General features: G+C 61.9%; 14 protein-coding genes. 9 read left to right on the top strand and 5 right to left on the bottom strand.

Annotated elements, in window-relative coordinates; translation table 11 throughout:
* The first annotated feature begins 122 nt into the window (after nt 1-122).
* The 7 genes from nudC to CUC44_RS19465 all read left to right on the top strand — a co-directional run bounded on the left by nudC (nt 123) and on the right by CUC44_RS19465 (nt 8,324).
* Nucleotides 123-902 carry an NAD(+) diphosphatase gene (gene nudC, locus CUC44_RS19495; protein WP_100861522.1) on the top strand — a complete coding sequence of 260 codons (780 nt, stop codon included), beginning with the start codon at nt 123-125 and terminating at the stop codon, nt 900-902.
* Between the two features lie 211 nt (nt 903-1,113).
* Complete coding sequence (hemE, locus tag CUC44_RS19490) at nt 1,114-2,181, top strand: uroporphyrinogen decarboxylase (protein WP_167388961.1); 1,068 nt, start codon at nt 1,114-1,116, stop codon at nt 2,179-2,181.
* Nucleotides 2,182-2,380: 199 nt separating this feature from the next.
* A complete protein-coding gene (locus CUC44_RS19485; RefSeq protein WP_100861520.1) occupies nt 2,381-3,310 on the top strand; it encodes an ROK family protein in 930 nt (309 codons plus the stop codon).
* A 43-nt stretch (nt 3,311-3,353) separates the two neighbouring features.
* Entirely contained in the window at nt 3,354-4,364 is a 1,011-nt protein-coding gene (gene epd / locus CUC44_RS19480) for an erythrose-4-phosphate dehydrogenase (RefSeq protein WP_100861519.1), read from the top strand.
* Nucleotides 4,365-4,429: 65 nt separating this feature from the next.
* On the top strand, nt 4,430-5,593 hold the full coding sequence (locus CUC44_RS19475) for a phosphoglycerate kinase (protein ID WP_100861518.1): 1,164 nt from the start codon (nt 4,430-4,432) through the stop codon (nt 5,591-5,593).
* Nucleotides 5,594-5,708: 115 nt separating this feature from the next.
* Nucleotides 5,709-6,788 carry a class II fructose-bisphosphate aldolase gene (fbaA, locus tag CUC44_RS19470; RefSeq protein ID WP_100861517.1) on the top strand — a complete coding sequence of 360 codons (1,080 nt, stop codon included), beginning with the start codon at nt 5,709-5,711 and terminating at the stop codon, nt 6,786-6,788.
* 231 nt (nt 6,789-7,019) lie between these two features.
* Nucleotides 7,020-8,324 carry an NAD(P)/FAD-dependent oxidoreductase gene (locus tag CUC44_RS19465; protein WP_100861516.1) on the top strand — a complete coding sequence of 435 codons (1,305 nt, stop codon included), beginning with the start codon at nt 7,020-7,022 and terminating at the stop codon, nt 8,322-8,324.
* A 72-nt stretch (nt 8,325-8,396) separates the two neighbouring features.
* Here the strand turns inward: CUC44_RS19465 and CUC44_RS19460 are convergent, their stop codons facing one another.
* From CUC44_RS19460 to cutA, 4 genes are all read right to left on the bottom strand, one after another.
* Nucleotides 8,397-8,837, bottom strand: coding sequence for a hypothetical protein (locus tag CUC44_RS19460; protein ID WP_100861515.1), 441 nt, complete (start codon nt 8,835-8,837; stop codon nt 8,397-8,399).
* Nucleotides 8,838-8,915: 78 nt separating this feature from the next.
* Nucleotides 8,916-9,383 carry a GNAT family N-acetyltransferase gene (locus tag CUC44_RS19455; RefSeq protein ID WP_157812806.1) on the bottom strand — a complete coding sequence of 156 codons (468 nt, stop codon included), beginning with the start codon at nt 9,381-9,383 and terminating at the stop codon, nt 8,916-8,918.
* Between the two features lie 63 nt (nt 9,384-9,446).
* Nucleotides 9,447-11,225 carry a protein-disulfide reductase DsbD gene (locus CUC44_RS19450; protein ID WP_100861513.1) on the bottom strand — a complete coding sequence of 593 codons (1,779 nt, stop codon included), beginning with the start codon at nt 11,223-11,225 and terminating at the stop codon, nt 9,447-9,449.
* Nucleotides 11,222-11,539: a divalent-cation tolerance protein CutA gene (gene cutA / locus CUC44_RS19445; RefSeq protein ID WP_100861512.1), complete on the bottom strand. Its 318-nt coding sequence runs from the start codon at nt 11,537-11,539 to the stop codon at nt 11,222-11,224. The genes CUC44_RS19450 and cutA overlap by 4 nt, the downstream gene beginning before the upstream one ends.
* Nucleotides 11,540-11,732: 193 nt before the next feature.
* On the opposite strand from cutA, the gene CUC44_RS19440 reads away from it, so the two are divergent.
* A complete protein-coding gene (locus CUC44_RS19440) occupies nt 11,733-12,074 on the top strand; it encodes a hypothetical protein (protein ID WP_167388959.1) in 342 nt (113 codons plus the stop codon).
* A gap of 79 nt (nt 12,075-12,153) precedes the next feature.
* On the opposite strand, the gene CUC44_RS19435 is transcribed toward CUC44_RS19440, so the two are convergent.
* Nucleotides 12,154-12,591, bottom strand: coding sequence for a PACE efflux transporter (locus CUC44_RS19435; RefSeq protein ID WP_100861510.1), 438 nt, complete (start codon nt 12,589-12,591; stop codon nt 12,154-12,156).
* A gap of 145 nt (nt 12,592-12,736) precedes the next feature.
* Here CUC44_RS19435 and CUC44_RS19430 point away from each other — a divergent pair, with 145 nt between their 5' ends.
* Nucleotides 12,737-13,618, top strand: coding sequence for a LysR family transcriptional regulator (locus CUC44_RS19430; RefSeq protein ID WP_100861509.1), 882 nt, complete (start codon nt 12,737-12,739; stop codon nt 13,616-13,618).
* Nucleotides 13,619-13,632: the final 14 nt, after the last annotated feature.

Raw genomic sequence — 13,632 nt, 5'->3', positions numbered from 1 at the left:
AAAGCGGCCCCTCTTTTTTGTCGATGGTGCCTCTCTCTGGTCGCCACGGGCCGCGCCCGGTCGTAAGATAAACCCCACTTATCCGTGCCCTGCACACCCCTTTCAACAAGAGCTTTCATCTTATGTCTTCGACCGAACAGGCCCGCTGGTTCGTGCTGGGGGGCGATCACCTCGTCCTGCTGGACTCACAGGGACAGATCCCGCAAGGCCCGCGTGCCTGCTTGCCACCTCCGCTGCAGGACGCGCCCTTCGAGCGCTTTGACGACTGGGATGGCGAGTCCTGTTACCTGCTGGATCTGGGGGAAGAGGCCGACACCTCGGCCATGACGGGTCTGCGCCAGCTGATGGTGGCAGGAGATGAGGAGGGCTTTCGTCTCGCGGGCCGCGCCTGGCAGCTTGCCACCTTCAGGCGCAGCCACCTCTTCTGCGGCGAATGCGGCGCCCCCATGACCCCGACGGCGGGGGAGTGGGCGCAAGGGTGCAAGCAGGGGCATGTGGTCTACCCGCGCATCTCCCCCTGCATAATAGTGGCGGTGCGCAAGGGGCCGGCCATCCTGCTGGCGGCCCATCGTCGTCACTACCAGGCAGACGATCCCATGTATACCGTGCTGGCCGGTTTCGTGGAGGCCGGTGAAAACCTGGAGCAGTGCGTGGCGCGGGAGGTGTTCGAGGAGAGCGGCATCCGGGTGCGCAATGTGCGCTATGTGGCGAGCCAGCCCTGGCCCTTCCCCCATAGCCTGATGATGGGTTTCACCGCCGACTACCAGAGCGGCGAGATCAAGGTGCAGGACGAGGAGCTGGTGGCCGCCGATTTCTTCGAGGCCAACCGACTGCCCCGGCTGCCCCCCCACGGCACGATCGCGCGCCGCTTGATCGAGCAGTGCCTCGCAGAGGAAGTGTAAGAGGCAAGGGGATCAAGACGTTGTTCATGCAGCGCCGAGTTGAATGACGAGGCGTAAGAGGCAAGGGAATCAAGAGGATGAGGGGCGCTTGTTTGCGCCCCTTCACATCTTTGCGTTCCCATGGCCCCACCGCGCGTTTGGGCCGCCCGTTGGCCCACACAAAGTGGTATCATATCCGCCATTTTATGCTGGATATGACTCAGGAACTGGGATGAAAGAGCTGAAGAACGATCGATACCTGCGTGCCCTGCTGCGCCAGGAAGTGGACATGACCCCGGTGTGGATGATGCGCCAGGCCGGCCGTTACCTGCCGGAATACAAGGCGACCCGCGCCGTCGCGGGGGACTTCATGTCCCTGTGCCGCAACGCCGAGCTGGCCTGCGAGGTCACCCTGCAGCCCCTGCGCCGTTATCCGCTCGATGCCGCCATCCTCTTCTCCGACATCCTGACCGTGCCCGATGCCATGGGGCTTGGCCTCTACTTCGAGCACGGCGAAGGCCCGCGTTTCGAGCGCCCCATCAAGTCCATGGCGGACGTGCAGGCCCTGCCCATCCCGGATCCGGAAGACGAGCTGGGCTACGTGATGAACGCGGTGCGCACCATACGCCGCGAGCTCAAGGGCGAAGTACCGCTTATCGGCTTCTCCGGCAGCCCCTGGACCCTGGCCACCTACATGGTGGAGGGGGGCAGCTCCAAGGCGTTCACCAAGATCAAGCAGATGATGTACGCCGAGCCCATGACCCTGCACCTCTTGCTGGACAAGCTGGCGGACAGCGTTATCAGTTATCTGAACGCCCAGATCAAGGCGGGCGCCCAGTCGGTCATGGTGTTCGACACCTGGGGCGGCGTCTTGACCCCGCGGGATTACCGCGACTTCTCTTTGCAATACATGCACAAGATCGTCGATGGCCTCATTCGCGAGCACGAGGGCCGCCGTGTGCCGGTCACCCTGTTCACCAAGAACGGTGGCCAGTGGCTGGAGCAAATCGCCGCCACAGGTTGCGATGCGCTCGGCCTGGACTGGACCACAGACATAGCCGATGCCAAGCGCCGGGTCGGTGACAAGGTGGCGCTGCAGGGCAACATGGATCCCTCCATGCTCTACGCCGCCCCAGAGCGTATTCGCGAAGAGGTTGCCACCATTCTGGCCGGTTTCGGTCAGGGCAATGGTCACGTCTTCAACCTGGGTCACGGCATCCATCAGGACGTGGATCCGGAGCACGCAGGCGTGTTTGTGAACGCGGTACACGAGCTGTCCGCCCAGTACCACGGCCGCTAAGGCGATAAAATTGGTATGACAACGGGGCCTGCTGGCCCCGTTTTGTTATCCGCGACTGGGCGCTGCCATGCGTGGGGATTACGCCCGGGCCCTGGCTCGGGTTACACTGCGCCATCTGTGGTGGTGACCACACACAAGATGAGCGACAGCGCGTGAGGCCGCGTATCGGCAGGCGCGCTCGCCATGCAGGAGGCAAGAGATGAGCAAGACGTCGTGGGATTGGGGCATCGACCTTGGCGGGACCAAGTGCGAGTGCGTGGTGCTGGACGGCGACGAGGTGCTGCTGCGACATCGCATCCCCACCGAGCGCCGCGGCGGTTATCAGCATATGATCGGACAAATTGCCAAGCTGGTGGATGAGTGTGCTGAGAAACTCGGCCAGCGCCCCAGCATCATCGGCATGGGCACGCCGGGGGCGCGGGATCCCCAGACCGGGTTGATGAAGAACTGCAACACCACCGAGCTTAACGATCAGCCGTTCAAGGAAGATCTGGAACGCAGGCTGGGTGTGCCTGTGCTGATCGCCAACGACGCAAACTGCTTCGCCCTGGCGGAGACCCACCTCGGTGCCGTGCGCCAGCACCATCCCGATGCGAAAGTCGTCTTCGGCATCATCATGGGTACCGGCGTGGGCTCCGGCATTGTCATCAACGGCCAGATCCTCAACGGCCACCACGGCATCGCCGGGGAGTGGGGTCACAACGTGCTCTCCCCCGATGGCCCCGAGTGCTACTGCGGCAAGCGTGGCTGCGTCGAGACCTTCATCAGCGGCCCGGCCCTGGAGGCCTGGTACGAGGCCAAGGCCAAGCGCCATCTGTCGCTGGCCCAGATAGCGGCGGCGGTCGCCCACGATCACGTGGCCAAGCTCACCATCGACCGGCTGCACCTGCTGTTTGGCCAGGCCCTGGCCAACGTGGTCAACATCCTGGATCCGGACGTGATCGTCATCGGCGGCGGGGTCGGCAATGTGCAGAGTCTCTACAGCGTGGGCCGCCAGACCGTGCTGCCCTTCCTGTTCAACCCCCGCTTCGCGACCCCCATCATAGCGCCGGCCCTGGGAGACAGCGCAGGCGTCTTCGGCGCTGCGCTGCTGGCCCGTGGTGTCTTCAAGGATGCCCTGCTGTCATGAGTCACAGGCCCTCTTTCGTCGCCGTTAAGGACACACATTTTTCATGATCAAGATTGCCATCAACGGGTATGGCCGCATCGGCCGCAACGTGCTGCGGGCCCTCTACGAGAGCGGCCGCGACAACAACATCAAGATAGTGGCCATCAACGAGCTGGCGGCCCCCGAGGCCATGGTGCACCTCACCCGCTTCGACACCAGCCACGGCCGCTTCCACCATCCGGTGCAGCTGGCGGGCAACAGCATGCAGGTGGGGGAGGATCTCATCCCCCTGTTCGCCGAGCGGGATCCCGCCAAGCTGCCCTGGCGCGCCCTCAAGGTGGATGTGGTGCTGGACTGCACCGGGGTATTTGGCTCAAGGGCCGATGCCGAGCTGCATCTGGCGGCGGGGGCGGGCAGGGTATTGTTCTCCCATCCGGCGGATGCGGACGTGGACGCGACCATAGTCTACGGGGTGAATCACCAGACCCTGACGGGACGGGAGCGGATCGTCTCCAACGCCTCCTGTACCACCAACTGCGTGGTGCCCGTCATCGAAACATTGCATCGAGAGTTCGAGATAAATTGTGGTACTATTACGACAATTCATTCGGCCATGCACGATCAGCAAGTCATCGATGCCTACCACAGTGACTTGCGCAGAACGCGAGCGGCCAGCCAGTCCATCATCCCGGTGGACACCAAGCTGGCAAAGGGGCTGGAGCGTATCCTCCCGCACTTTGCCGGCAAGTTCGAAGCGATCGCGGTACGGGTGCCGACCATCAATGTAACAGCGATGGATCTCAGTATTACTGTTCGTAAAAAAGTGACAGTTAGTGACGTAAATCAAGCCCTGCAACGGGCATCCAGAGGTACATTAAGCGGTATTCTGGATTACACGGAAGAGCCTTTGGTCTCCGTAGACTTTAATCATGATGCACACTCCTGCATCATTGATGGTACCCAGACTCGGGTGAGCGATGCCAACCTCGTCAAGATGCTGATGTGGTGTGATAACGAATGGGGCTTCGCGAACCGCATGCTGGATACCACCCGGGCCATGATGGCCGCAGGCTGAGAGCCTGCACGGGTGCAAGGTTACTGTTTTTTTAACATTACCTGAAAATATATAGAGGACTGAATATGTCTGTTATCAAGATGACCGACCTGGATCTGGCGGGTAAACGCGTCCTGATCCGTGCTGACCTGAACGTGCCGGTAAAAGACGGCAAGGTCACTTCCGATGCACGTATCGTCGCTACCCTGCCGACCATCAAGCTGGCTCTGGAAAAGGGTGCCAAGCTGATGATCACCTCCCACCTGGGTCGTCCGACCGAGGGTGAATACAACGAAGAATTCTCCCTGGCTCCGGTTGTCAACTATCTGAAAGACGCTCTGTCCTGCCCGGTCCGCCTGGCCAAGGATTACCTGGATGGCGTAGACGTCGCCGCCGGTGAGCTGGTTGTGCTGGAAAACTGCCGCTTCAACAAGGGCGAGAAGAAGAACACCGAAGAGCTGGCCAAAAAATACGCCGCCCTGTGTGACATCTTCGTCATGGATGCGTTCGGTACCGCTCACCGCGCCGAAGGTTCCACCTACGGTGTAGCCCAGTTCGCTCCCGTTGCCTGTGCTGGCCCCCTGCTGGCCGGTGAACTGGAAGCCCTCGGCAAGGCCATGCTGAAGCCTGAGCGCCCCATGGTTGCCATCGTTGGCGGCTCCAAGGTCTCCACCAAACTGACCGTGCTGGAATCCCTCTCCAAGATTGCTGACCAACTGGTGGTCGGTGGTGGCATCGCCAACACCTTCATCGCCGCTGCCGGTCACAATGTCGGCAAGTCCCTGTGCGAGCACGACCTGATCGACACCGCCAAGAAGCTGGCTGCCGAGACCAACATCCCGGTCACCACCGACGTGGTCGTGGGCACCGAGTTCTCCGAGTCCACTCCGGCCACCATCAAGTCCGTCGCTGACGTGACCGATGGCGACATGATCTTCGACATCGGCCCGGATTCCGCCAAGGCCCTGGCCGATATCATCATGAACGCCAAGACCATACTGTGGAACGGCCCGGTCGGTGTGTTCGAGTTCGACCAGTTCGCCGAAGGCACCAAGATCATCGCCGAAGCGATCGCCGCCTCCCCGGCCTTCTCCATCGCTGGCGGTGGTGACACCCTGGCCGCTATCGACAAGTTCGGTATCGCAGACAAGGTCTCCTACATCTCCACCGGCGGCGGCGCCTTCCTGGAGTTCGTAGAGGGCAAAGTACTGCCGGCGGTTGCGATGCTGGAACAGCGCGCCAAAGCCTAATTGACCCGGAACGGGGGGCAAAAGCCTCCCGTTTCGTTTATCATGTGACCGCTGTGCCGGTTCATGATGAACCCCCCATTTTTATTAACGGCATACGAGAACAGGACGATTTAACATGTCTAAGAAAATTTTCGACTTCGTAAAACCAGGCGTACTGACCGGTGATGACGTTCAAAAAGTGTTCGCCATCGCTAAAGAAAACGGCTTCGCTCTGCCAGCCGTCAACTGTGTCGGTACCGACTCCGTCAACGCTGTACTGGAAGCTGCCGCCAAGGTTAAAGCTCCGGTCATCGTTCAGTTCTCCAACGGTGGTGCCGTGTTCACCGCCGGTAAGGGTCTGAAGCTGGAAGGCCAACAAGCCGCCATCCTGGGTGCCATCTCTGGCGCCAAGCATGTGCACGCCGTTGCCGCCGCTTACGGTGTTCCGGTTATCCTGCACACCGACCACGCTGCCAAGAAGCTGCTGCCGTGGATTGACGGTCTGCTGGACGCAGGCGAGAAGCACTTCGCCGAGACTGGCAAGCCGCTGTTCTCCTCCCACATGCTGGATCTGTCCGAAGAGTCTCTGGAAGAGAACATCGACATCTGCTGTGAATACCTCAAGCGCATGGCCAAGATGAACATGACCCTTGAGCTGGAACTGGGTTGCACCGGTGGCGAAGAAGATGGTGTGGACAACAGCCACATGGATCAATCCGCCCTGTACACCCAGCCGGAAGACGTGGCTTACGCCTACGAGCGCCTGTCCAAGATCAGCCCGCGTTTCACCATCGCTGCCTCCTTCGGCAACGTGCACGGTGTTTACAAGCCGGGTAACGTCAAGCTGACCCCGTCCATCCTGGACGCTTCCCAGAAGTACGTTTCCGAGAAGTTCAGCCTGCCGGCCAAGTCCCTGGACTTCGTGTTCCACGGTGGTTCAGGTTCCACTCTGGAAGAGATCCGCGAATCCATCTCCTACGGTGTGGTGAAGATGAACATCGACACCGACACCCAGTGGGCTACCTGGGAAGGTCTGCTGCACTTCTACAAGGCCAACGAAGCCTACCTGCAAGGCCAGCTGGGCAACCCGGAAGGCGCTGACAAACCGAACAAGAAGTTCTACGATCCGCGCGTATGGCTGCGTGCCGGTCAGACTTCCATGATCGCCCGTCTGGAGAAAGCCTTCTCCGACCTGAACGCCATCAACGTACTGTAATTCGTACCTTGATTGCATGAAAAGGCGCCCTGAGGGGCGCCTTTTTTCTTGCGTCTTCGAGGGGATGACCCGGCGTGTTGGCTGGGTATAGCCTCATGAAAAGGTGTCCTTCGGGGCACCTTTTGCATTTCTGTGATCCCGGCTGGCTGGATCAGCGCCCATGGGCTGGGTATTATCGATGAAGAAGCGTTTAATTTAGTAAACAATTGCGACCATGGCAGGATGCTGAGTATGCAGACAGGAAGACACAACGGACACCAGGAGCACGTCGCCTCCTATTATGCGGCGACCCGCAATGACCATCAGCAGTGGCCCGAGCTCAGTGGTGAGCTGGACGCCGACGTCTGCGTCATAGGGGGCGGCTTCACCGGCCTCAACACCGCCATCAACCTGGCACAGGCGGGCCACAAGGTGGCCCTGCTGGAGGGCAATCGCATCGGTTGGGGAGCGTCCGGTCGCAACGGCGGCCAGCTCATCCGCGGCATAGGCCACGACACCAGCCAGTTTGCCCGCTGGATAGGGGAAGACGGGGTACGTGAGCTGGATCTGATGGGGCTGGAGGCGGTGCAACTGGTGCGCCAGCGCATCGAGCAGTTCAACATCGATTGCGATCTGCGCTGGGGCTATTGCGATCTCGCTACCAAGCGTCGTCACCTGAAGGGCTTTGAAGAGGAGATGGCCCACCTGGCGAGCCTGGGTTATCAGCATGAGACCAAACTGATATCCAGGGCCGACATGGGCTCGATCGTGGGGGCGGATCGCTATATCGGTGGCATGACCGACATGGGCTCGGGTCATCTGCATCCCCTCAACCTGGCGCTCGGCGAGGCCCGCGCCGCCGCGAGCCTGGGGGTGGCCCTGTTCGAACAGTCGCGGGTGATCCACATCGACTACGGCAGCAAGGTGCAGGTCACCACGGCCCACGGCCGGATCAGCGCCGACTACCTGGTGATCGGCTGCAACGCCTATCTCAATGACCTCAATCCCGAGCTGGGGGGGCGAGTGCTGCCAGCGGGCTCCTATATCCTCGCCACCGAGGTGCTGGAGAAGCGGCTGCGCCAGCGCCTGCTGCCACAGAACATGGCGGTGTGCGATCAGAACGTGGCGCTCGACTACTACCGCTTGTCGGCGGATGGTCGCCTGCTGTTTGGCGGGGCCTGCAACTATTCGGGACGGGATCCCAAGGATATCAAGGCCTTCATGCTGCCCAAGCTGCTACGGGTCTTCCCCGAGCTCGCAGGCACCGCCATCGAGTTCCAGTGGGGGGGCATGATAGGGATAGGGGCGAACCGATTGCCGCAGATAGGCCGTCTCAAGCAACATCCCAACGTCTTCTATGCCCAGGCTTATTCGGGTCATGGCCTGAACGCCACCCACATGGCGGCCAAACTGGTGGCGGAGGCGATCAAGGGGGAGAGTCGGGGCTTCGAGCTGTTCAGCACTGTGCCCCACATGACTTTCCCGGGCGGGCCCTCCCTGCGCTCACCCCTGCTGGCGCTGGGGATGCTGTGGCACAGGATGAAGGATCTGCTGTAAGGCGCTGACCGGTGCCGGGGAGACGCCGGGGCCAATGAGCAAGGGGCCAGTTTCTGCAAGGCCCCGGGACAGTCAGGAGGCGGGCGTGTTCTGTGCAGGTGTCTGGCCGGGCTCGGCCAGGCGCCAGCCCTGCTCCGTCTTCATCATCCAGACTTCGGTTTCTTGCGCCAGGACCTGACCCGCCTCGAACTCGCCGTATTTGCGCTCAAGCTCCATCAGGCCCATCTCCTGCTGGAAGGGGCCGACCCTGTCGTAGACCAGATCTTCATCTTGCAGGATCTGCAACTGCTCCAGCCCCTGCTTGAAGTGCAACTGATAACCCACCTTGACCAGGTAGACGCCCTCCATCCGCTCATCCTTGCCAAGCACGCTGAAGGCACTGATATCAAACAGGTTCGGGTCTGTCTCTGCTTGCAGTTTGGCGGTGACTTGGCTCTGGATCGCCTCTTCACCCGGGCCCGCCTCACAGCCATAGAGGCAGAGGGCCAGCAGGGGAATGAACCACTTTTTCATCGAAACTCCGGATGATGCGAGACACAAGGGGCAAAGTTTGCCACGGCGCCGGACAGATACAAGGGATGGCCAGAAAAATCAGCGCGCTATGGCTGGCCTGAGGGGGAGGGTATAGGGATAGCTGACGGCGCGGCTCATGACCAGGGTATTGCCGCTGAACCCGGCGATCCGTTTGCTGCCCACCAGCTGGAAGCCGTGCCTGACCCAGAAATGCAGGGCGGGCCGGTTGGTTTCTATGACCCCGAGTCGCATGGCGGTGCAACCCCAGCCGGCCGCCATTTCCATGAGCCGTGCGACCAGCTTGTTGCCGATCCCTTGTCCCTGCCAGCACTCCTTCAACAGCAATAGGCCGAGGTAGGCCGTCTGCTCATCCGGATAACCACGAACAAGATCGATGCAGCCAAGCAGTGCTTCTCCCTCCAGAACGGCCAGCACGAACTTGTCGTCCTCCCCTATGCCGGGTGGGCAGACATTCAGTATCTCCAGGGCATCGCTAGGGTCGGGGGCCTTGCCCTCGGTCAGCCAGCTGTAGGCGGGCGCCGCCATCACAACCTCCTCCAGCCACTGACGGTGGTCTGGATTCGCCGGTGACAGGCGCCGCAGCTCCATCTAGCGCAGCTTGTCGAGTTGACCGAGGAACTCGGTCGGCCCCATAAAGCCGGTCACCCGCTGGCCGCTCACCTCATTGCCAGCGCTATCGAAGAAGATCAGGGTCGGCAGCCCCAGCACATTCAGGCCATTGAGCAGCTCGACGTCGGCATCGTCATTGGCGGTGACATCCGCCTGCAGCTGCACCATGCTGGCGAAGCGCGCCCGCACCGCCGGGTCGCTGAAGGTCTTGTGCTCGAACTCCTTGCAGGCCACGCACCAGTCGGCATAGAGATCCAGCAGCACAGGCTTGCCACGGGCGGCGGCGAGCTGGCTCTTGAGATCATCCAGCGTCTTGATGCGGATAAACTGCGGCGCCTCGCGCTGAGTGCTCGCGGCGGCATCTGGGCTCGGCAGCAGCAGATCCTTGGCCACCACCACTGTGCCCATCATCGCCAGCAAGAGGGCGAAGCCACACAGGCTCTTGCCCACCGAATGGGGCCTGTGCTGGTTGTGGTGATAGAGATAGGCGCACAGCATGAGCCCCCAGATCAGCCAGGCCAGGGTAGCAATCTGGTCGCTCCACAGGCGGGAGAGCAGCAGCAGGGGCACCGCCAGGAGTGCAAAGCCAAACAGCTGCTTGATCACGTCCATCCAGGCGCCGGCCCTGGGTAGCAGCTTGCCCCCCGAGGTGCCGAGCAGCAGCAGGGGCAGCCCCATGCCCAGAGAGAGGGCATAGAGGGCCGCGCCGCCGAGCCAGAGATCGCCGCTCTGGGCCACGTAGATGAGGGCCCCCGACAGGGGCGCCGTGGTGCAGGGGGAGCAGACCAGGCCGGAGATCATGCCCATGATGCCGACCCCCACCACTGAGCCGCCCTGTTGGCGATTGGAGAGGCCTGAGAGCCGGGTTTGCAGGCTGCTCGGCAGTTGCAGGCTGTAGAGCCCGAACATGGAGAGCGCCAGCAGCACGAACATCACCGAGAGGCCGATCAGCACATAGGGGTGCTGCAACGCGGCCTGGAACTGCAAGCCGGCCGACGCCACCACCAGCCCGAGCAGGGTATAGGTGATGGCCATGCCCTGCACATAGACGAAGGAGAGCAGGAAGGCGCGGCGGGTGGAGAGGTGCTGACCCGCACCGGCTATGATGCCGGTCAGTATGGGGTACATGGGGAAGACGCAGGGGGTGAAGGCGAGCCCCAACCCCAGCGCGAAGAAGGCGGCGATACTGAGCCAGAAGCCCTGGCTGCCGAGGGCGGCCGCCAGTTGATCCTGCTGGCTGCTGGCGGGGGCAGTGGCCGTGTCGGCGCTTGGATCGCTCTTATCCGTGGCTGTGCTGGCCATCAGGGGTTGCACCTCGACCCGCTGGTCGGTAGGCGGATAACAGAGTCCCTCGGTGCAGCCCTGATAGCTGACGGTGAGGCTGGCTGCTTGACCCGCCTCGGTCAAGGTGACGGGGATCTCGACCTGCTGGTAATAGACCTGGGTCTTGCCGAAGAAATCATCCTCGTGCTCGGCCCCGACGGGCAACTCCGGGGTCTGGAAGGCGAGGTTCTCCCCCTTGAAGCTGAAGCGATGGCGATAGAGGTAGTAGCCATCGGCGATGTGCAGGGTCAACCGCAGCAGGTTGCCCTGCTGCTCGCTCTGCAGGCTGAAGGCCTCATCGACTTTCAGAAACTGGGGTTGTGAGCCGGCCTGGATGCCGAGGCTGCTCAGCAGATCCTGACTGCTGGCCTGAACCTGAGAGGTGAGCAGGGCCAGCAGTATGAGCACGGAAGAGAGCAGGGCGCGCATCGTCATGAGGTCTCCTGGGTCAGCCAGTCGAGATAGGGCTGATGTCCCTGGGCGATGGGCAGGGCCAGGATCTCCGGCACCTCGTAGGGATGATGGTCCTGGATGCACTGGCGCAGCGGCTCGAACAGGGCGTCTCTGGACTTGATGATGAGCTGGATCTCGCGGCTGCGCTCTATCTGCCCCTGCCAGCGATAGACGGAGGTGAGCCCGGGCAGCTGGTTGATGCAGGCGGCGAGGTTGCGGCTCAGCAGCTGTTCGCAGATGAGATCCGCGCTGGCTTCATCCGGACAGGTGCAGAGCACCAGAATGGCGTCGGTCATGGTATGGCATGTCTCGTCTAAGGGGCCGCTTGGCCCTCTGGATCAGCGATCACTATACCGAGCAAAGAGGCAAATAGCACCCGATGCGCGCCCGCTTATCCGACCTGCAAATAAGTGGTGTGCCCGAGATAGACGCTGTGAAAAGGACAGGGCAAAATGAGCTGGCTTGTTCCCACTTTACGTAAGGAAATGTATGACCCAACAGAATGAGCAGCAGAGAAACCGCATGTTGAGCCTGTTGCGTGAAGGTGAGCGTCGCATGCTGGTGCAACTGTCCGGTCTGCTGCGTACCAGCGTCGATGAGATCAACGCCGAGCTGGAAAAAGAGGAGTTGCTGTCGACCCTGGAGCAGCCGGTCACGGTGGAATACCTCAATGGCGTGATCCAGCATCATCTGTTCGAGCGTCTGCACAAGGGTGACATGCACGCGGCTCAGCGCATGCTGAACCAGTATCAGAACGATCTCGAGGCCATGCTGAACCAGGAAGCAGCCCAGACCGACGTGCCCGCCGAAGAGGTGAAGGCGCAAGCCTGAACGCCTGCCCCCTGAGAATCAGATCAGCACCATCATGCAGCCCGCATGATGGTGCCTCGTCACTTCCTATGTCGTTCGATTAACCGGGTACCCGCTGGGCCGATTGGCTCGGGATGGGGAACACCTTGTCATAGCTCCAGTTGTAGACGAAGGCATAGACCAGGTAGAACAGCACGAAGCCCATGTCCAGTACCAGCGCCTCCAGCAGGCCGATGTCGAGCCACCAGCACATGGCCGGCAGGGCGACGATAAGCAAGCCCCCCTCGAAACCAAAGGTATGCAGCACCCGCTGCCACAGCGACTTGTGGGTGTGGCCCTGATAGCGCAGCAGCAGCTTGTCCACGCCGATGTTGTAGACATAGTTCCACACAGTAGCGACGACCGAGAAGAACAGGGCCAGCGGCCCCATGTGATTGAGACCGACGCCGGTGGCCCAGCTCGCCAGCGGGGCGGCGATCAGCAGACCAATCAGTTCGAAACCGATGGCATGACGCAGGCGGTCACGAGTATTACGCATCTTTAATGTCTCCCTTTTCTCGTTGGACGACGGTTGATGACGGGCAATTTATCGCGATTTACAGATAGGTTCACGTTGGTATCTATCGCTAAAATAGATACATCAGTGGGCCGTATCGCGGCCCGCCCATGACAGGAGCCCCCTCATGACCCCTTCACTGGAACAACTCAAGGCGCTGCTGGCGACGGCCGAGACAGGATCTTTCTCCGCCGCCGCCCGCAAATTGGGCAAGGCGCAATCCGTGGTTAGCATGGCCATCGCCAATCTGGAGATAGATCTTGGCCTCGAGCTGTTCGATCGCAGCGGCCGTTACCCCGTGCTGACGGTGGCGGGGGCGCGCATCCAGCAGGAAGCCAGCGTGCTGCTGGCCCAGAGCGAGCGGCTGCAGGCCATCGCCGGCGAGCTGGCCAGCGGCACTGAGTCGCGGCTCACCCTGGCCATCGATGATGACTCCCATCTGCCCTGGCTCGGCGCCCTGCTGGAGGAGTTCGCCACCCGCTACCCGGCGGTGGAGCTGGAGCTGCTGTTCCCCCTGATGGAGGACGTGACCGATCTGCTCAAGAGTGGACGGGCCCAGCTCGGCATCAGCTATCAGCAGGTACAGCCGGTGCGGGAGCTGGTTGCCCGCTCACTGGGGGCCGTCAGCATGCCGCTGGTGGTCTCGCCGGATCACCCCCTGGCGCACAAGGTGCCGCTGCACGAGAGCGACCTGCAGGGCGCCCGCCAGCTGATGGTGACGGGACGACGGGAGGGGACGGAGCGCAACCGCTTCCGGCTCTCGGCCCAGGTGTGGTGGGTCGAGGGGGATCTCGGCATCCTGGAGCTGGTAAAACTGGGGCTGGGCTGGGCGGCGGTGCCCGATTTCCTGCTGCATCGGCCGCTGGCGCGGGGGGAGGTGGTGGTGTTGCAGCCAGATTTTATCGCTCAGGCCGAGTTGGCGCTGGAGCTGCAGTGGCATCGCGCCCGCCCGCTCGGGCAGGCGGGGCGCTGGCTCAAGGAGGCACTGCTGGCACGGGTGCCTCGTTGAGCCAGAGAGCGCTA

Origin of the sequence: Aeromonas lusitana, assembly GCF_002812985.1 — a bacterium.
Classification (GTDB): domain Bacteria; phylum Pseudomonadota; class Gammaproteobacteria; order Enterobacterales; family Aeromonadaceae; genus Aeromonas; species Aeromonas lusitana.
The sequence above is the reverse complement of the archived record's forward strand: the minus strand, read 5'-3'. Positions and strand labels throughout refer to the sequence as shown.